The organism is Arthrobacter sp. 49Tsu3.1M3 (assembly GCF_900168135.1).
Lineage (GTDB): Bacteria > Actinomycetota > Actinomycetes > Actinomycetales > Micrococcaceae > Arthrobacter.
The window spans coordinates 472,180-490,820 of sequence record NZ_FUZD01000001.1; the positions used below are offsets into that span (position 1 = coordinate 472,180).

15 protein-coding genes and 1 pseudogene are annotated in these 18,641 nt (G+C 65.6%); 6 read left to right on the plus strand and 10 right to left on the minus strand.

Features of this window, described 5'->3' with window-relative positions:
- Positions 1-7: 7 nt before the first annotated feature.
- Positions 8-1,414 (plus strand): FAD-binding oxidoreductase, encoded by a 1,407-nt coding sequence (locus B5X90_RS02315; protein WP_079549875.1) that lies wholly within the window; start codon positions 8-10, stop codon positions 1,412-1,414.
- 709 nt (positions 1,415-2,123) lie between these two features.
- Positions 2,124-3,746, plus strand: a complete 1,623-nt coding sequence (locus B5X90_RS02320; RefSeq protein ID WP_256860014.1) for an MFS transporter — start codon at positions 2,124-2,126, stop codon at positions 3,744-3,746.
- 103 nt (positions 3,747-3,849) lie between these two features.
- Here B5X90_RS02320 and B5X90_RS02325 read toward each other — a convergent pair whose 3' ends face one another.
- The 9 genes and pseudogenes from B5X90_RS02325 to B5X90_RS02355 form a co-directional block, all read right to left on the minus strand.
- Positions 3,850-4,962 carry an FAD-dependent oxidoreductase gene (locus B5X90_RS02325; RefSeq protein ID WP_079549876.1) on the minus strand — a complete coding sequence of 371 codons (1,113 nt, stop codon included), beginning with the start codon at positions 4,960-4,962 and terminating at the stop codon, positions 3,850-3,852.
- A 391-nt stretch (positions 4,963-5,353) separates the two neighbouring features.
- A complete protein-coding gene (locus B5X90_RS21365) occupies positions 5,354-5,746 on the minus strand; it encodes an amidohydrolase family protein (RefSeq protein WP_218670157.1) in 393 nt (130 codons plus the stop codon).
- The gene (locus B5X90_RS02330) at positions 5,665-6,321 is read right to left on the minus strand and encodes an amidohydrolase family protein (RefSeq protein ID WP_218670158.1); all 657 of its coding nucleotides are present in this window, start codon (positions 6,319-6,321) and stop codon (positions 5,665-5,667) included. The genes B5X90_RS21365 and B5X90_RS02330 overlap by 82 nt, the downstream gene beginning before the upstream one ends.
- Before the next feature lie 538 nt (positions 6,322-6,859).
- A complete protein-coding gene (locus B5X90_RS02335; RefSeq protein ID WP_079549877.1) occupies positions 6,860-7,237 on the minus strand; it encodes a hypothetical protein in 378 nt (125 codons plus the stop codon).
- Positions 7,238-7,251: 14 nt separating this feature from the next.
- A pseudogene (locus B5X90_RS21180) lies at positions 7,252-7,374 on the minus strand (PxKF domain-containing protein); the annotation flags it as partial.
- Between the two features lie 584 nt (positions 7,375-7,958).
- Entirely contained in the window at positions 7,959-8,648 is a 690-nt protein-coding gene (locus B5X90_RS02340) for a nucleoside/nucleotide kinase family protein (RefSeq protein ID WP_079549878.1), read from the minus strand.
- 96 nt (positions 8,649-8,744) lie between these two features.
- On the minus strand, positions 8,745-9,359 hold the full coding sequence (locus tag B5X90_RS02345; RefSeq protein WP_079549879.1) for a TetR/AcrR family transcriptional regulator: 615 nt from the start codon (positions 9,357-9,359) through the stop codon (positions 8,745-8,747).
- A 208-nt stretch (positions 9,360-9,567) separates the two neighbouring features.
- Positions 9,568-9,705 (minus strand): hypothetical protein, encoded by a 138-nt coding sequence (locus tag B5X90_RS21185; protein ID WP_179129014.1) that lies wholly within the window; start codon positions 9,703-9,705, stop codon positions 9,568-9,570.
- A gap of 177 nt (positions 9,706-9,882) precedes the next feature.
- Entirely contained in the window at positions 9,883-10,500 is a 618-nt protein-coding gene (locus B5X90_RS02355; protein WP_079549880.1) for a TetR/AcrR family transcriptional regulator, read from the minus strand.
- Positions 10,501-10,743: 243 nt separating this feature from the next.
- On the opposite strand from B5X90_RS02355, the gene B5X90_RS02360 reads away from it, so the two are divergent.
- Both B5X90_RS02360 and B5X90_RS02365 read left to right on the plus strand, forming a co-directional pair.
- Positions 10,744-13,962 carry a bifunctional cytochrome P450/NADPH--P450 reductase gene (locus tag B5X90_RS02360; protein WP_079549881.1) on the plus strand — a complete coding sequence of 1,073 codons (3,219 nt, stop codon included), beginning with the start codon at positions 10,744-10,746 and terminating at the stop codon, positions 13,960-13,962.
- Between the two features lie 455 nt (positions 13,963-14,417).
- Complete coding sequence (locus B5X90_RS02365) at positions 14,418-15,464, plus strand: zinc-binding dehydrogenase (protein ID WP_079549882.1); 1,047 nt, start codon at positions 14,418-14,420, stop codon at positions 15,462-15,464.
- A 269-nt stretch (positions 15,465-15,733) separates the two neighbouring features.
- Here the strand turns inward: B5X90_RS02365 and B5X90_RS02370 are convergent, their stop codons facing one another.
- Positions 15,734-16,432 (minus strand): TetR/AcrR family transcriptional regulator, encoded by a 699-nt coding sequence (locus B5X90_RS02370; RefSeq protein WP_079549883.1) that lies wholly within the window; start codon positions 16,430-16,432, stop codon positions 15,734-15,736.
- Between the two features lie 131 nt (positions 16,433-16,563).
- On the opposite strand from B5X90_RS02370, the gene B5X90_RS02375 reads away from it, so the two are divergent.
- On the plus strand, positions 16,564-17,706 hold the full coding sequence (locus B5X90_RS02375; RefSeq protein WP_079549884.1) for a VOC family protein: 1,143 nt from the start codon (positions 16,564-16,566) through the stop codon (positions 17,704-17,706).
- Positions 17,703-18,641 (plus strand): fumarylacetoacetate hydrolase family protein, encoded by a 939-nt coding sequence (locus B5X90_RS02380; RefSeq protein WP_079549885.1) that lies wholly within the window; start codon positions 17,703-17,705, stop codon positions 18,639-18,641. Before B5X90_RS02375 ends, B5X90_RS02380 begins: the two co-directional genes overlap by 4 nt.

An 18,641-nucleotide genomic window follows, 5' to 3' on the forward strand; every position in this document is an offset into this window, starting at 1 on the left:
ACGCATCGTGACAACGACGCAGACTAGGCCGACCCGCATCGGCGAGGCCACCATCGCCGAGTTCGCCGCCGGGCTGCGCGGCACGGTCGTCAGGCCAGGGGACGCGGACTACGACCACGAACGCAGCATCTGGAACGGGGCCCACGACCGCCGACCGGCGCTCATCGCACGCTGTGCGGGTGTGGCAGATGTGATCCGCACGGTCGATCTCGCGCGCAGCGAGGGGTTGCCGTTGTCGGTTCGCGGCGGTGGACATTCGATCCCCGGGTTTTCCACCGTCGACGACGGTATCGTGCTGGACCTTTCGCTGATGAAGGGGGTGCAGGTGGACCCTGCACGCCGCCGCGTCGCTGCACAGGCAGGGTGTACCTGGAAGGACCTGGATGCGGAGACCCAGCAGTTCGGGCTCGCGGTGACCGGCGGCTTGGTGTCCTCGACCGGCGTCGCCGGCTTCACCACCGGCGGCGGCATCGGCTGGCTCGTGCGCAAGCACGGGCTGGCCAGCGACAACCTGGTCGGCGCCGACGTCGTCACTGCTGACGGGCAGTTTATTCACACCAGTGCCGACGAGCACCCCGATTTGTTCTGGGGACTGCGCGGCGGCGGCGGCAATTTCGGTGTGGTGACGTCTTTCGACTATCAATTGCACGAAGTGGGGCCCATCGTCCTTTCCGGCCTGGTTTTCTACCCCGCAGAAGAGGCGGAGCAGGTGTTGCGCGGCTATCGGGCGGCCTGCGCGGCGGCCCCCGATGAGCTGACCACGCTGGTCAACATGACCACGGCGCCGCCGGTCCCGTTCCTGCCAGAGTCAGTGCACGGCAAGCCGGTCATCGCTGTGGGAGGGTGCTGGTCCGGCGATCTAGATGCCGGCGAGGCAGCCACCGCGCCCTTCCGGTCATTGGGCACGGTCATCGCCGATGTGTTCGCGGCCAACCCGTACACGGGGTGGCAGCAGGCGCTCGATCCGCTGTACCCGCGGGGCGTGCACAACTATTTCCGCTCGGCATTTCTCCGCACCGCCGACGACGCGTCCGTGCGCGTGCTGCTGGACTCGTTTGCAGCCTCGCCCAACGCCATGACGGAGATTCACCTGCACCACCTTGGCGGCGCGGTCGGCCGGGTTCCTGCCGAAGCAACGGCCTTCGCGCTCCGCGACCAGGAATTCATCGTCAATGTTATTGCGCGCACGCCGACGGCGGAAGGCTTCGCGGATGTCGTCGAATGGGCCCGGGGCGTGACGTCCGCGCTCGGTCCGGATGCGGCGGCCTACGTCAATTTCACGGGTGAAGCGAATACGGCACTCGTCCGGGCGTCGTACCCGGCGGAAACATACCGGCGGCTCGTGGAACTGAAGAACGAATACGACCCCACCAATCTATTCCGGTTGAACCAGAACATCGCCCCCACGGTGTGACAGCACGGCCTGCGTGAGAAGTGGATGATCGACCGTGGATCGGGAGGCAACCTGACAACCTGCAACTGACCGGCAACGCCGGTCAGTTGCCGGGTCCAGCCCACCTCCCAGCACGCGGAGCTCCACCAGCCAGGGCCCTGAACCCGCCACCCCTACAATCGAACAAGCCACCGCGCCCACGATGTCGCGGGGCTCTAACAGGCGGGTCAGCGCGGCGCGTGCGATGCGGTTTTCGTCAGTCATGATTTCCGCTGTCCTTTGCCGAGGATCCGGCGGGTGGGTGGCTCAGGTGACCGGATCGAATAGATCGTCCGTTCTGGATGAGCCGGATATCCAGGACGGGTGCAATGCTGGCCCCATGGATGATCAGTCCGCTGCCTGGCAGTCACAGTCTCGGCCGCGTGCTTATCAGACAGGGCGGATGGAAGCATTCAGCGACGTCGCGCTTTGCCATTGCGATAACGCTCATCATTCTGGAGATAGCCGTCCTTCCCGGATCCCACCGAGGACCTCGTGGCCGCGCTTTCCGCCCTGTGGCCGTCGTACTTGGCCTATCTACTCAGCTTCGCCACGCTTGGGGCGGTCCCGCATGACCGACAGGGGTGATGCCGATGTGCCGGCTCGCATCACTGCGGCCCAGTGGCAGTTGCGGGCAACATCAAGTCCTGGATGCGGTTCGTCCGACGGAGAGTGAGGGGCTGGGAGCGACGTGACTGAGCGGCAAGTGGGTGCGGCCGGGGTCGTGCTGTTGACGTTGGCGATGGGGCAGTTCGTGATGGCCCTGGACACCACCGTAATGAACACGGCGATCGCGACGGTGGCCAACGACCTCGGGACCACGGTGACCGGCATTCAGACGGCGATCACGCTCTACACGCTGGTGATGGCGTCGTTGATGATTACGGGCGGCAAGATCGGCGAGATCATCGGCCGGAAGCGGGCGTTCACGATCGGGTGCGTCGTTTATTCCTGCGGATCGTTGACGACGGCACTGGCCCCGAACCTGACCGTGCTGATCATCGGCTGGTCATTCCTGGAGGGTCTGGGAGCCGTACTGATCATGCCGGCGATCGTGGCGCTCGTCGCGTCGAACTTCGGCAAGCCCGAACGGCCGCGTGCGTACGGGCTGGTCGCCGCCGCCGGCGCCATCGCGGCGGCGCTCGGGCCGCTGATCGGCGGCGCTTTCACCACCTACGCATCGTGGCGCTGGGTGTTCGCCGGCGAGGTCCTCATCGTGGTCGTCATCCTGCTGCTCGCGCGGCGCGTTAACGACACACCCGCTGCGGAGGGTGTCCGCCTCGACCTCGTCGGCACGGCGCTGTCGGCGCTCGGTCTCACGTTGATCGTCATGGGCATCCTCCTCTCCGGGTCGTGGGGGTTCGTGCAGCCCAAGCCCAACGCGCCTGAATGGCTCGGGCTGTCTCCGGTCATCTGGCTCATCCTCGGCGGCGGTGCGGTCCTGGCCGTTTTCATGGCGTGGGAGAACCAGCGCATCGCACGCGGTAAGGGCGCGCTCATCGACCCCGCGATGCTCCGCAACCTCCAGCTGCGCAGCGGCGTCACCTCCTTCCTGTTCATGTACCTAGTCCAAGCAGGCACTTTCTTCGTCGTCCCGCTGTTCTTGTCCGTGGCGCTCGGGCTTTCAGCCATCGAGACCGGCGTGCGCCTGCTGCCTCTTTCGCTGACTCTGCTGATCTTCGCCATCGGCATACCGAAACTGCGCCCGGACGCTTCGCCACGACGTGTCGTCAACGCCGGCTTCGTCGCCCTGTTCACCGGCCTGGTGCTCCTGGTCGCACTGCTCGAAGTCGGCGCGGGTCCAGAGATCGTGACCTGGCCGCTGCTGCTCGCGGGTTCCGGACTGGGAGCGATGGCCTCCCAGCTCGGCAGCGTCACCGTGTCCGCCGTGCCTGACGAACAAAGCGGTGAGGTCGGCGGTCTGCAGAACACAGGCACCCAGCTCGGCGCCTCGATCGGGACCGCGCTAGCCGGCGCTGTGCTCATCTCCGCGCTCAGTGCCTCGTTCTTCGCGATCATCCACGACAACCCGGAAATCCCGGCCACCCTAGAGTCGCAGGCGCAAATACAGCTCGCCGATGGGGTTCCGTTCGTTTCCGACGCGGACCTGCGGGCCGCGCTCACTGCCGCGAACGTTCCCCCCGCGACTATCGACGCGGTCGCGGAGGCGAACGCGGACAGCCAGATCCAAGGGCTACGCAGCGCCATCTCCATCCTTGCCCTGATGACACTGCTCGCCCTGGTCTTCACCCGCGGCATACCAACCGTTCAACCCGGCACCCAAACCAAGCAAGACTCCCAACGGGCGCCGTAATACTCGACGGCTCGCAAGCACACCAGAGCGCCGGTGAACGGTGCCGGTTCGGTGAAGCCGGTCATGCTCCCTATGGAGGAAACGGGATCGCACGGCGCGAAACTCAGGCAACAAGCCTCCGAAGCCGTCTTAACACCGCATTGCGCACCGCGATGCCCGATCGGGTCTTGGGTACGAGGAGGCGCGATGCGATGCCGGCGCCCCGTAGTAGCGGTCGGACGTGTTGGCGGTGCGTGTGTTCATAGCCGGCGAAAGCAGCGGTGTGGTCGCCCGGATGGGCGGCAATCGCGTCGGCGAGGGTCTTGGCTCCGACGATCGCGCTGCTGGAGCCTTCACCGAACAGCGAGATGCAACTCGCCGCGTCACCGACCAGCACCACGCGGCCGGCACTCCACTGCGGTACGTCCACGCGGGTGACGGCGTCGAAGTACCTATCGCCGGACGCACCCCATTCCTCGAGCGCGAGCGTGGTGAGCCATCCGCCGCCGGCGTAGGTGGACTCGACGAGGCACCTGCCTCGTTCCGCATCGCGGTAGTCGAAATCGTGTTGCCCACGGAAGATAAATGCGAAACCGGGCTTCCCACCCGCCGGATGGATGGTCAAGGAGGTTCCCGGTTCGTTGTACATCAGCACGGTGCGCGGATCCTCGACCGGCGCAGGGGCGCGCGCGGTGCCCACGAACATGCCGAATGGGCGGGAAAAACGTTCCTCGGGGCCGAACGCCAGACGCCGAACGGTGGAGTGGACTCCGTCGGCTCCGACGACCAGGTCGAAGCGACGGGAAGGGGTCCGCTGAAACTCGACGTCGATTCCACCGCCGTCCTGATGCAAGGCGGCGATCGAGTCGTCCCGGATGATGAGACTTGCCTCCCGGGCCCTGTCGAACAACAAGCCGACGAGTTCATTGCGCGCGACCTCGACCTCCTCGTGGCGGTCGACGCGTTGGCGCGTGCGGATCGTGGCCTGTGGCCGCCCGTCCGCGTCGACGAAGACCAGGCGTTCGACACCGGTGGCAGCGTCCTCCAGGCGCGACCAGATGCCCATTTGCCGTGCGATAGCGACCGCTGCTCCGCGTACGTCGATAGGGTTGCCGCTGGATCGTGTGCCGGCCGCTCTTTCCACGATCGTGACCGACCAGCCAGCCTTCGCCAGCCAATACGCGGCGGTCGAGCCGGCAATCCCGCCGCCGGAGACCAGTACGCTGCGATCCACCATGCCCCCATTCAAGCACTCAACTCCGGAGCCAAGTCCGCACCGCTGGCGATCCCACGTCGGACCCCACTTGGATCGCCATGCGATCTCCGCCGCACAGTGCCGCGCAGGGCGCTTACGAGTCTGGGCGCCCGCAAGGACCCGATCAATGGCGACCACGCCGTAACCGCAATAAACAGGAACGGCCGGCACCAAACGAAGCCCGCGGCTGCCCGGGCCGGCGGCACCCCGGCGGTCACCAACTCCATCGGTTCGCCCTGCCCTACCCGATGCTCAAGAACATCATCGACGTCACGACGGGACTTTTCCCCGGAGAGCCGGTATGACACCTGCTGGTCGTTGGCGGCACAGGAAGCGGTACGGAGTTTTCTACATCGCTGGTTGCTGCCTTGATTTAGCCTTGATCAAGCTTCAGGCGGGGAAACAGCGCCTCGGAATTGCCGCGGTCTATCGCTGCGCGCAGGACGGGGCCCAACGGGTAGTTCTCGTACTGCATGTTCAGGAAATCGATCGCCATAGATGGGGCGAAGGGGAAGTCAGTGCCGTAGATGATGCGGCTAGGGTCAGCGACCGCGAGGAGGCTGGGCAGGGCCGCCGGGCTGGCGGACAGGGCGACGTCGTAGTAGAACCGCCGCAGGACGGACTGCTTCTCATCTGCCAGCGCTGCCCACGCGCTAAGGGCCAAGTCCTTATCGTTGAGCATCGTCAGCAGGATCCTCGAGGAGATGTATGGCACGAAGCCGCCCGCGTGGGCCAGGATGAACTTGATTCCCGAGTGTTTCTCCATCGCGCCGGACAGGACCAGGCTGATGGCGGTGCGGGTGTGGTGTCGAGCAAGAAATCAGCGACGAAGGTGGGTATGCCAGGCACCGCCGGAGCGGGCAGAGCACCAGGGTGGATGAAAACTACTGCCCTGCGGTGGTGCAGGAACTCCAGCAGTGGCTCAAAGCCCGGGTCGCCGAGATAGCGGCCGGCGCTGTTGGCCAGAAGCACGATTCCGTCCGCGAGCAGGGTGTCCAGGGCGTACTCGGCCTCCGCCAGGGCACCTTCGACGTCCGGCAACGTGAGCGTCGCGAAAAACCCGAACCGCTCCGGTCGGGCGGCCACCACCTCTGCGCTGTACTCGTTGACCTCCCGCGCCCGTAGCCGCGCCTCCACGGCGTCCCCGAAGTACACGCCGGGTGTGGACAAGGACAGGATGCCGGTCTGCACGTCGTGCCTGTTCATGAACTTCAACGCGGAGCGCTCGGACCACGACGGCAGGCTTAGGCCGCCGGGGCGGATGCCCTTTTGGTGCATCCAGCGTTCATAGCCCGGCGGAATGATGTGCTGGTGAGTGTCGATGCGGTAGGGCCGGTTCATCCGGGTCCTTGTCCACGTGCTCGTTTCGCTGATCCGCGGGACCCTCAAAGATCAGCGGATGTGAACAATCTACTCGCTAAGCGGACCCAAGCGCAGACCGTGGGACGATGCCCGGGCCTGAGCTGGACCGGTCCATGGGTGCTCTTCGAGTCGCGTGCACCGACCGCCGCGGACGCGGGGAGCCGTTCTCTTAGTCGCCCCGCGGGTTCTCCTCGGTCAGTGTCTCTGGGGGTCGGGGCGGCAGGTGACGGTAGTGGCTGGAGCGGGTGATATCCGTGGCTTTGACTATAAACCCCTCTGACGAGGGGGAATACTGTGCCCGAGGTGGGACTCGAACTTCATCCAGCCCCTGCGAACACTGGGAACTCCCGGAAACATAACGAATCCGGGCCTTCCGGCACCAGCACGAACCGATCCGCCGACCAAATGTGCACAATATACACACCGCCCGGGAGTCGGCCGCCAGTTCACAAAAGGGCCGCCCCCTTCCACTGCACTGCTCCCCGAGAGCGCGGCCACTCTTGTTTGTCGTGAGGGGTCACGAAGGCGTTCGGCGCCGCTGACCCACGACGCCGCCGATAACCCCGACCACCCCCAGCGGGACGGCGGCCAGCGCAGCGATGTGCGGCAGCAGGCTGTCGCCGACGACCAGATTCAGTCCCCCAATGACCACTGCCGGGACCGCTACCGTGACAGTGACCCACAAGGGATCGCCCCGATGCCGCGACCAGCCGGCGGCCGCCAGATCAAGGACGGCCCCGGCCAGGATGAGCGTGTTGCCGATCTGGTCCCGCGCAAAGGCATTCGTGACGGACCCGAAGTAGAATGTCTGGCCCAGACCCAGGCACAGCAGGATGAGGCCCGCCGCGGCAATGCCTGCCCAGGCCGCCCTTGCCGCTATGGACGGTCCTCTCATGAGTCCTCCTGCTGTCATTTGGTGAACTGGGATGTCACCGTGTGGGCGGTGCCGTCATCGAGCTTCAGCGTGAAGACCCGGCACGTTCCGGCCCAGTCCTTGTTGGTTTTCCACACGTAGCTCCGCCCTCCATGCCTCGTAGTCCGGGTGCCCGAATCTGACCTCTCCCGACAACAGCTGAATGTGGCCTTGCACGTTGCTCAGCATCCACCCAAGGCCGGCCGCCAGAGGTCCCGCAACGAACAAATTCAAGAGCCAGTGGAGCCAACGTGCGCTGCGTTGGCCGCGCGAAAGTCCGGAATTAGACACCGTTTCTATGGACACTGCTATTCCCCCAAATGACCCCGGCGCAACAGCGGACCCGCTGCTGACACCCGCCTGATATCTATCGCCCAATCGTTGCATCCGTGCTCCATTAACAACCGAATCGTGCCGCCTGGACCACGATATTGGCCGTTGGCATACCGGAGCACGTCATAGACGAACGCGAGTAGAAATTGAGCTTGATGCCGATGGAGCCCGTTGACCGCACCAACGGCCGCTTGGAACGCACTCCCCCACCCGCAGATCCTCCGGTACCGGAAATTATGACAAGTCGCCGCCCAGAAGGGGCTATGAAGGCACGTGAACACCATCGATGATGAGCCTCGTGGGCATTTTGTGTCCCAGGCAGTGAGTGACGCCGCCGCCCCTATGAAGCAGCGGCTCGGTTTCCGGCCGTTTACTCGAGGCCGGGCGCCGATAAGGTCGACGGCGTGTGCTCGATGACGAGTGTGCTCCGCTGGTTTCCTGCTGCAACCAGGCGCGCGTTGCGTTCGTCATTGCCGGTTGCACGCCATTCGGCGATGGCGGCGTCGTTATCGAACTTCAGGTGCCGGGCGGTGAGCCGGCGCAGCCGTTCGTCCTGGTCGAGTTCCACGAACCAGGTTTCATCCAGGAGCGATGCGACCTCGTTCCATGGGTCCTCGTCAAAGAGCAGGTAGTTGCCCTCGGTGATGACCAGGCGTATTTCCGGCGGGACGGCGATGGCCCCGGCGATCGCGTCGTTGACTTCGCGGCGGAAGACCGGCGCGAAGATCTCCCGCGAAGTCTCCGAGCGCAGCCGGCGGAGCAACGCGACGTAGCCGACACCGTCGAAAGTGTCCGGAGCGCCCTTACGATGCTCAAGCCCGCGGGACTCGAGCAGCGACTGCGCCAGATGAAATCCGTCCATGGGGACCAGGGCGACCTGCCGGGGATGGTTGGTGAGCAGATGCTCCAGCAGCCATTCGGAGATGGTGGATTTTCCGGCACCAGGCGCCCCGGCTATTCCAAGCAGGCGCCGTCCGCGCCGCTGGAGCAACGCTTCAGCCCGGGCGAGGAGCTGCTGCCGGCCTGATCCGTCCCAGCGCAGGTGCAACGGAGTGTTCATCGCTTCTACTTTCCTCCTCATGCCTGGACCAAGACGCCAATCAACCCGCCTGACCACGGGCGCTCTTTGAGGCTGCAACGCTATAGGCCCGCATCATCAATGGTCGGCGCCCTGAAAGTCACCGTCGGCGGCGAGTCGGCTTTCCAGGCCCATGATGATCGTGTCCAGCGTCAGGCGGAAGACGCGGACGTCACGGCCTGGAACGGTGAGCCCGTCTTCGCCGACAGTGGGGAGTTTGAGGCTCGACCACCGGTGGAGCGCGCCATTGAGTTCGGCGGTGACGACACCGGTGATGACGACGCCCCCGAGAGCGGTGAACTGCGGGAGCTCCGAGCGCGGCACCCCTGCGGCGTCCAGGATCGCGGTGAGCGCAACCAAGAACGGGTCTTCGGGCTGGATGAAGTCCGCCTGGTGGCTGAACGAGTAACCCATGAGCCTGGGGTGGCGGTGCGCCAGTGTCCGGAAATCCGTAGCGAGCAGGCGGATGCGCTCCTGCCACGGGGCGTCCTCCCGCGCCACGGTGCGGAACTGGGTGCCGACCATTCTGGCCACGCCGCGCAGCACGGCGTCCTTGTTCAGCACGTGGTGGTACAGCGACATCGGGTTCGCATCTAGCGCGGTCGCGAGTTTGCGCATGGTGAGCGCCTCGACCCCGTCCGCGTCAATGAGCCGCAGGGCGGCTGCATAGATCCCAGCCTCGGTCAGGGGCACCTCTCTCTTCCTGGTCCCCCGCGGGGAACTTTTCGTCTTTTCCATATCCGGACGGTAACAGATTCATACAGTGTATGAAAAATAGCCTCGACCCCGCGGCGGGATGACTACCGCCCGCACGGCTCCGGATTACATCCATCGATCCATGCATTGCATGGTTCCTTGCCCTGGCCAACGTCACAGCCATGCTGCCAATTGAGCTGCTGGTTCACGCCGCCGTGGCGAACGCGGCACTGCCATATGTTCTGAAGGTCCTTGTCCTGACTTTGACGGCCACCGTACTGGTGATGGTGCGGGCGGGATGCTGGACGAGCTGGTCGTCTCCGCGCCCGATCATGTCACCCACGCGGAACTGCTCGCTGCGACCGCGGGCGGCGGAGGACGGAATGTCCGAGCGCGGTCGGCGACAGCCCTGACCGTGGCGGACGGCCAGACCAAGGCGCTTGCCGTGGCCCTGCGCGTCGTGGTGGACCCGACGGCCTGCCAGAAAGTTCCATCGCGGCAACGCTGCAGAACCGCACCATCAATGGTCGGCGCCGCGACCCTCAGCAACAGCGGCGAGTTGGCCCTCAAGGCCCATGATGATCGTGTCCAGCGCCAGGCGGAATACGCGGTCATCATCAGGGCCTGGAGGGGTGCGTCCGTCTTCGCCAAGACCGGCGGGGTTGAGGCTCGACCACCGGTGGAGCGCGCCGGTGAGCTCGGCGGTGAGGACACCGTTGATGGCAAAGCCCACGAGAGCGGTGAAGTGCGCGAGCTCAGGGTGCGGCAACCCTGCGGCGTCCAGGATCGCCGTGAGCTCACTCCAGAACGGGTCGTCGGGCTGGATGAAGTCCGACTGGAGGCTGAACGAGTAGCCCATGAACCTGGGGTGGCGGTGCGCCAGTGTCCGGAAATCGGTGGCGAGCAGGCGGATGCGCTCCTGCCACGGGGCGTCCTCCAGCGTCACGGTGCGGAACTGGGCGCCGACCATTCTCGCCACGCCGCGCAGCACGGCATCCTTGTTCGGCACGTGGTGGTAGAGCGACATCGGGTTCGCATCGAGCGCGGTGGCAAGTTTACGCATGGTGAGCGCCTCGACCCCGTCCGCGTCGATGAGCCGCAGGGCGGCGGCATAGATCCCGGCCTCGGTCAGAGGCACCTCTCTCTTCCTGGTCCCCCGCGGGGAACTTTTCGTCTTTTCCATACGGGGACACTATCAAATTCGTACAGCGTATGGAAATAACCCCGGCAGCCCGCCGGAATTACCGCAGTCCAAATTCAGGGTTGCGATCATCCATCCATACGCTGTATGGTTGAGCTTCCATACATCGTATGTTTCCGCGACGCATCTCCACGGCGCCGGCGCAATAGCCCATCCCCGCCCTGTACAAAGGAGCAACCCATGACCACACAGTCCGAGAACGACCTGCGACCGATCCCGTCTCCGCGCGGGGTTCCGCTCTTAGGCCACACGCCGCAGATCCCCAGCACCAATCCGGTGGAGTACTTCGGCGAACTGTCCAAGCAGTTCCCCGAGGGGCTCTACGGCATGAAGATCGCCGACATTGAGCAGATCTTCGTCTGGGATCCGGACCTTGTAGCCGAGGTCTGCGACGAGACGCGGTTCTTCAAGCAGATCGACAAGACGCCGCTGGCCCATGTCCGGGACTTCACTGGCGCCGGGCTGTTCACGGCCCACCAGCACGAGGAGGAATGGGGCATGGCTCATCGAGTCCTTCTCCCGGCCTTCAGCCAGCGTGCCATGAAGGGCTACTACGGGCAGATGCTGGAGATCGCCCAGAACCTGGTGGGCAAGTGGGAGCGCAGCGAGGGCCAGTCGGTCAACATCACCGACGACTACACCCGGCTAACTCTGGACACCATAGCCCTGTCGGGATTCGGTTACCGGTTCGACTCATTCGCCAAGGAGGATCTGCACCCCTTCCTCAACGCGCTGCTGGAGGCGCTGGTTGAATCGCTCCGGCGCACGCAGGAGCTGCCGATGATGACCAAATTGCGCAAGGCCGATGACAAGAAGTACCGCGCGAACATCCAGCTGATGCGGGACCTGGTGGAGAGTGTGATCAAGGAGCGCCGCGAAGGGAAGGGCGCCGCTGAGGATGACCTCCTGGGCCTGATGCTGGAGGCTACCGACCCGGAGTCCGGCAGGGGGCTGGAGGACGAAAACGTCCGTGACCAGGTGGTGACGTTCCTGATCGCCGGTCACGAGACCACCAGTGGCCTGCTGGCGTTTGCCACGTACTCGCTGATGCGCAACCCAAACGTGCTGGCCCAGGCCTACGCCGAGGTGGACCGACTACTGCCGGGCGACACGGTTCCGGACTACGACACGATCATGCAGATGGACGTGATCCCGCGCATCCTCGAGGAGACCCTGCGCCTGTGGGCTCCCATCCCGATGATCGGCAAGTCCCCTCTGGAGGACACCGTCATCGGCGGCTGCTACGAGCTGACGAAGGGAGCGCGGGTCAATATCCTCGAGGGCCCGCTGCACACCCACCCCAAGGCGTGGGACCGGCCGGAGGAGTTCGACATCAACCGGTGGCTGCCGGAGAACCGAGTCAACCATCACCCGCACGCCTACAAGCCGTTCGGCAACGGAGTGCGTGCGTGTATCGGCCGGCAGTTCGCGCTCACCGAGGCCCGTCTCGCCCTCGCGCTGGTACTGCAGAAGTTCAAGTTCGCCGACACCAACGACTACAGGATGGACGTCAAGGAGGCGCTGACGCGCAAGCCCGGCGGATTCGAACTGAAAGTGCGGTCCCGTCAGGAGCACGAGCGCACCGTGTTCGGCGCGGTGGACCTGCAGACCGGCGACACGCAGGCGCCGGCCGCGGTCAGCGGTGTCGGGGTGAACTTGACCGTGGCCTACGGCTCCAGCCTCGGCTCGTGCGAGGACTTGGCCCGCACCATCGCCGACCGCAGTGAGCGCTCCGGTTTCGGCACCACGCTTGTCGGTCTGGACGAGCTGGTCGACAACCTGCCCACCGAGGGCCTGCTTGTGGTGGTGGCCTCCAGCTACAACGGCAAGGCCCCGGACAACGCGCAGCGTTTCGACGACCTGCTCGCTGCCGGGCTCCCGGCGGGTTCGCTGTCGGACGTGCGGTTCGCGCTGCTGGGGGCCGGCAACACCCAGTGGGTGGCCACCTACCAGGGCTTCCCCAAGCGGATCGAGGCAGGCCTGCTGGCCGCCGGCGCCACCCCCGTTATCGAGCGCGGCGCCGCGGATGCCGCCGGTGACTTCGACGGCATGGCCACCCGCTGGATGGAAATCCTGTGGAGCACCCTGGCCGAGCAGTACGCCGCCGACACCTCCCAGGCGAACAGCCCGCGCTTCCAGGTGCAGCTGCTCACCGAGGCGGACGTGCGCCCCGCGATCGTCTCCGAGCAGGCCTACCCCCTCACTGTGGTGGCCAACGAGGAACTCGTGGCCGACGCGACCGGCCTGTGGGACTTCAGCCTCGAGCCGCCGCGCCCGTCGGCGAAATCCATCACGATCGGGCTGCCGGAGGGTGTCACCTACGAGACCGGCAACCACCTGGCCGTCTTCGCCAAGAACGAGCCGGCCCTGGTGAACCGCGCACTCGCGCGGCTCGGCATCGACCGCGATCAGGTCCTGCGCCTGGAGCAGCCCGCCGGCGGCCGCACCCATCTCCCGGTGGGCACCCCTGTGACTGCAGGCCTGCTGCTCACCGACTTCCTGGAGCTGCAGGACGTGGCCACCCGCTCTCAGATGCAGCTGCTTGCCGAACACACCCAGTGCCCGTGGACCCGGCCGCAGTTGCAGGCCTACACGGCCGACACCGCCGAAGCCGAGGAGCGCTATAAGACTGAGATCCTGGGCAAGCGCGTCTCCGTGCTGGGCCTGCTGGAGCGCTTCCGGGCGGTCGAGCTGCCGCTGGCGGTCTTCCTGGACATGATGGGCCCGATCCGTCCGCGGTTCTACTCCATTTCCTCCGCCCCGCTGGCCAACCCCCGCCACGTCCGCCTGACCGTGGGCCTGCTGGAAGGCCCGGCCCTGTCCGGTGACGGCCAGTACCGGGGCACCTGCTCCTCCTACATCGGTGGCCTTGAGCCCGGGGACGTCTTCTACGGCTACGTGCGCGTGCCCTCCCCGACCTTCGCCCCGCCGGCCGACCCTGCCACGCCGCTGATCCTCATCGGTCCCGGCACCGGCATCGCGCCACTGCGCGGCTTCCTTGAGGAACGCGCGTCGCAGCACGAGAACGGCACCGAAGTGGGTCTGTCGCAGGTCTTCGTCGGTTGCCGCCACCCGGAGCACGACTACTTCTACCGGCAGGAGATGCAGGACTGGGAGCAGGCCGGGATCGCCGAGGTGCACACCGCCTACTCCGCGGTGACGGGCCACCCGGCCCGGTTCGTGCAGAATGCCATCGCCAACGCCGCCGACACGGTGTGGCAGGCCATCGAAGACGGCGCGTACATCTATGTCTGCGGCGACGGCCGCCGAATGGCGCCCGCCGTGCGCCAGGCCCTCGTCGCGATCCACCGCGAGCGGACCGGCAGCGAGGACGCCGCCCAGCAGTGGCTCGCCCAGCTCGAGGCCGATGGGCGCTACCAGCAGGACGTCTTCGCCTGATCCCTCAGACGCGGAAGGGTGCGGCGGTCCCGACGCACCGTTCCCTTCGGCCACCACTCACCGGCTAAACACACGACCACACTCACGTCAACAAAGGAGTCACCATGGCGACGGAAACCCAGGCCACGGCCGCCCCTCAAAGAGGCATCCTGAGAGCCACCGGCAAAACCGATGCAACGACACTACCGCCACCGCAACTTTCACCCGCTCACCTTGAGCACCGGCGGGCTTGCGAGCTGACCCATGCGCCGTGGGCCGGCTGGTACTGCGAGACCGCACCTGACTGAAAACCGCAGCGGTGCCCACACCGTCGCCTGATCCCCCAGACGCCGGAAGGGTGCGGCGGATCCTATGCCGCACCCTCCCGGCCACCACCCAATTGCGAAACACCACAACCACACGGCAGTCATCGGCCCAAAGGGCCAGAAAATGCGCCTCAGAGAAAGCAGATCACCATGCCCACCATGCTCGCCGGACGCTTCCACCTGGACACCAAGAAGTTCGCCGTGGAGGAGGTTCCCATCCCCGTTCCGGGCCCCGGTGAAATCCTGATCGAGGTGAAGGCCGCAGGTGTCTGCCTGTCGGACGTCCACCTGCTCGACGGTTCCCTCGTCCCGATGTTCGCCACCTCCGACGCGGTCACCGTCGGCCACGAGGTTGCCGGTGTGATCCACACCCTCGGCCCTGATCTCAAGCGCGGCCTGACCGTAGGCACCCGCGTTACCCTTGAGGCGGGCAAGACCTGCGGCCAGTGCGCGGGCTGCGTGCGCCACCGCCCCTGCACCCAGATGCTCACCGCCGGCATTGATTACGACGGCGGCTGGGCCCAGTACACCGTCGCCCGCGAGGACACGCTCATCCCCATCCCCGACAACCTCCCCTTCGATCAGGCAGCGATCATCCCGGACGCGGTTTCCACCCCCTACGCCGCCGTCGTTGCCACCGCCGGGGTGCGTCCCGCACAGTCCGTCGGCATCTGGGGCGTCGGCGGAGTCGGCGCCCACAACGTGCGCGTCGCCCGCATGGCGGGCGCCGCGCCGGTCATTGCCGTCGACCCGCTGCCCAGCGCCCGCGAGCGTGCCCTGGCCTTCGGTGCGGACTTCGCCCTGGACCCTGCCGCCGACGACTTCGCCGACCAGATCCGCACAGCCACAGGCGGACGAGGCCTGGACTTCGCCTTCGACTGCGCCGGCGTGCCCGCCGTCCGAGAGCAGGCCGCTTCCGTACTCGGCCTCAACGGCGCCCTCATCCTCGTCGGCATCAGCCCCAGGCCTCTCACCATCACCGAGGGCCTGACCTTCAACTACCTCGGAAAGCAGGTGCGCGGCCACTACGGCGGCACCCCGGAGTCCGTCAGCGAGCTGGTCCGACTGGCTGAGGTTGGCCGTCTAGACCTCGCCCCCTCGATCACCGACCACTTCCCGCTCGCCGAGGCCGCCGACGCGGTGAACCGGCTGGCGAACAAGATCGGCGACCCGATCCGACTTATCTTGATGCCCTGACACCTGAACAGAAGTTCACATGGGCAATCTTAGCTTCCAGGACTCCCTGTTTCATGGCGGCAGCATCAGATTCAATGTTGACGAAAACGGCAGCCGTCGCGGTCGAATCGACTTCAACCGATGCACTTTCAGCGGAACAACATTTGAAACTGTTGAACAAAGCCGTGATGCCCTGTCGCTGGACTCGAAACCCGGAGAACACCCGCGGCTCCGGAGCACGAATGGTCTGGCGACGGCCGCTCTCCGTCGCCATCCCGAGGTCGGGCAATTCAGCGGGCAGCCTCTCCGTTCGCCGGCACCTCGTCGACGGCACCGCGCAGCCCGGCAGTATGGAGTTCGGGGAGTGGACTGCGAGATATCGCACGCGCTTCGCTGGGAGGTACACCCAGCATCCGCAGCAGCGCCTCGGCCGCCCGATCCGTCGCCTCGGCGTCGTCGCGGTCCGGTTCGGCATGGATGAGCTGTCCAAGAAAGGTTGCCGCGCCGACGGCGCACACCACGGCGACGTCGACGTCCGTCATCGTGAACCGACCGGACTCGACGCCGGCCTCGATGTCACGCCGGACACGCGGTGTCAGTCCTTTCGTCGCGCCAAGGAGGTCGAGGGCGCTGTGCAGGATCACCTTGCTGAGCTGAGGTTCACGGCGGTGGAAGCGACCGGTCAACCTGAAGCTGGTCGCAAACGCAATGGCGGGGTCATCGACGTCGGTCGTGAGTTCGTCGAGGACAGCGCCAAGGAGATCCATGACGTGTTCCACCGCCGCCTCGAACAGCTCGTCTTTCGACGCAAAGTGGTTGTAGAAGGAACCGATCCCAACATCCGCGGCCTGAGTGATCTCCAGCACCGGCGTGTTGGTCTGCCCTTGAGCCAGGAAGGCCTGTGCTGCGCGGACCAGTGCGGCGCGAGTCTGCGCCTTGCGTCGATGCGACCGGGTGGGTTCCGGAGACGGGGCTGGGGCTTGGGTCATCGCTGGCTCCTTGAAGTCATCCGGACATCGCCATCCTACCAGCGCACCGACACTACTGAAGAAATCTTCAACTAGTCTTGACTGACGATATCTTCATAACAGAGCATTTATTCAGAAAGTGAGGACCATCCATGAATGACCACCATGACCACGCTGGGATCCACAGCGACCTGCACAGCGAGCACGGGGCGCTGCGCGGCGAGCACCGCGGACGGGCGGCAAACCCGATCATCAAGGTGCATGACATCGCCTGGCTGGAGTTTCAAAAGCCAGACCTGCTCGCCGCAGAGACCTTCGCGCACGCCTTCGGCTTCGCCACAAGCCTGCGCACCCCTGACGAGCTGCACCTTCGAGGCACCGACACCGGGGCGCCGTGCGTGATCGTACGGCGCGGACCGAGATCGCAATACCTGGGTGCCGCATTCACAGCGGCCGCGGCCTCGGACGTCCTTCGCCTGGCAGACGCAACGGGCGCGACCTCGAAAAAACTACCGGAGACGATTGGTGGCATCGGGGTCGACCTCGTGGATCCGAGCGGCGCTGCGATCCGCGTCGTCGCAGACACGCACAAACTCCCGTCACTGCCGGCCCAGACACCTCTCACGTTCAACGTCGGCCACGAGCTGGCGCGGGCCAACCAGACCCAGCGGCCACCGCGTCAACCAGCGACGGTCCAGCGCCTCGGTCACGTCGTGCTGCAGAGCACTAAGTACCGTGAAACGCTCGACTGGTACCTCGAGCACCTCGGCCTGATCGTCAGTGATTTCCTCTACTACCCGGGCCAGCGCCAACGCGGTCCGACAATGAGTTTCATCCGCTGCGACCGGGGTTCGACACCAACCGATCATCACACCATCGCGATGACGCTGGGACCGACGAATCGCTACGTGCACTCGGCATACCAGGTCGCTGACATCGATGCCCTGGCCGCCGGCGGTGAACTGCTGAACGACCTGGGGTACCACCGTTCGTGGGGGATCGGCCGCCACATCCAAGGCAGCCAAATCTTCGACTACTGGCGGGATCCCAACGGCTTCCTCGTCGAGCACTTCACTGATGGGGACATGTTCGACTGCACCCTCGAGCCCGGTTGGGCACAAATGTCCGCCTCCAATCTCGCCCAGTGGGGTCCTCCGGCGACCAAGGACTTCCTCGGCATGGCCCCTGGCCGAGAGTCTCTGCGTGAGCTGGCCTCGATGCTCTCCGCGCTCCGCAACGACAACGAGTTCGACTTCACGCGCCTGCGCGGCCTGATGAAAGTAGCCACCTCATGACCGTCTCCATCCTGCGTACCGTCGACGATTGGTGGGTCCACACGCCCACCGGCGCCGCCCGTATCGCCACTCCTGCGACCACCACCGGCGAGCTGATCGCCGATCGGACGGCCATCCACGCCGCGATCGGCAGCGGCGAAACTGTGCCAGTGGAAAACCTCGACCTCATCTCGCCGGTCACAGTGCCGTGCCGCGTGGTGGCCCAGATGACGAACTTCGCCTCACACGTGAGCGACGCCGGCCTGGATCCTAAGAAGATCCCACTGACATTCTTCCGCAAGTCTTCGGGCTCGATCAGCGGGCCCCATGACGACGTCGTCCGGCCTTCGCACGTGCGGTTCCTCGACTACGAGGCCGAGATCGGACTGGTGATGGGCCAAGAGACCCCGGTCGGCTCCGTCATCACAAATGAGACAATCGCCGACCACGTCGCTGGGCTCGTCATCACCAACGACATTTCCGCCCGCGACCTGCAACTCCCGAAGACCCAATTTTACGAGTCCAAGTCCTACCCGAGCTTCACGCCCACCGGACCGACGCTCGTGCTCTTCGACGCCGAGGACTGGAACCGCTTTGCTGAGCTGCGGTTGCGGCTGTGGGTGAACGGCGAGATCCGCCAGGACATGACGGTAGCCGACATGATCTACCTCCCTGTCCAGGCGTTGGGGGCTCTCACCCGCTTCCAGCACCTCTCCCCCGGCGACCTGATCCTGACTGGCACTCCCGTAGGCACGGCACTGAGCGCACCAGCGAAGCCAGTCGAGATCATCAGCAACCTGCTGCCCCCAGCCACTAAATGGCGCCTGTTCTTCAAGGCCCAGGGCCGCCAGCGGAAGTACCTCAAGAGCGGTGACGTCGTTGAGATCGCCGTCAGCACCGACGACGGGAAGATCGACCTGGGGCGCCAGCGCACGACAGTGAGGGACGCCCGGTGA

Coding starts and splice junctions, on each gene's coding strand:
- B5X90_RS21365 (WP_218670157.1), bottom strand. CDS start 5,746: ATGGAGAAACACTCGGGAATCAAGTTCATCCTGGCCCACGCGGGCGGC.
- B5X90_RS02340 (WP_079549878.1), bottom strand. CDS start 8,648: ATGAACACTCCGTTGCACCTGCGCTGGGACGGATCAGGCCGGCAGCAG.
- B5X90_RS02325 (WP_079549876.1), bottom strand. CDS start 4,962: ATGGTGGATCGCAGCGTACTGGTCTCCGGCGGCGGGATTGCCGGCTCG.
- B5X90_RS02370 (WP_079549883.1), bottom strand. CDS start 16,432: ATGACCCAAGCCCCAGCCCCGTCTCCGGAACCCACCCGGTCGCATCGA.
- B5X90_RS02330 (WP_218670158.1), bottom strand. CDS start 6,321: ATGAACCGGCCCTACCGCATCGACACTCACCAGCACATCATTCCGCCG.
- B5X90_RS02380 (WP_079549885.1), top strand. CDS start 17,703: ATGACCGTCTCCATCCTGCGTACCGTCGACGATTGGTGGGTCCACACG.
- B5X90_RS02365 (WP_079549882.1), top strand. CDS start 14,418: ATGCCCACCATGCTCGCCGGACGCTTCCACCTGGACACCAAGAAGTTC.
- B5X90_RS02335 (WP_079549877.1), bottom strand. CDS start 7,237: ATGAGAGGACCGTCCATAGCGGCAAGGGCGGCCTGGGCAGGCATTGCC.
- B5X90_RS02360 (WP_079549881.1), top strand. CDS start 10,744: ATGACCACACAGTCCGAGAACGACCTGCGACCGATCCCGTCTCCGCGC.
- B5X90_RS02375 (WP_079549884.1), top strand. CDS start 16,564: ATGAATGACCACCATGACCACGCTGGGATCCACAGCGACCTGCACAGC.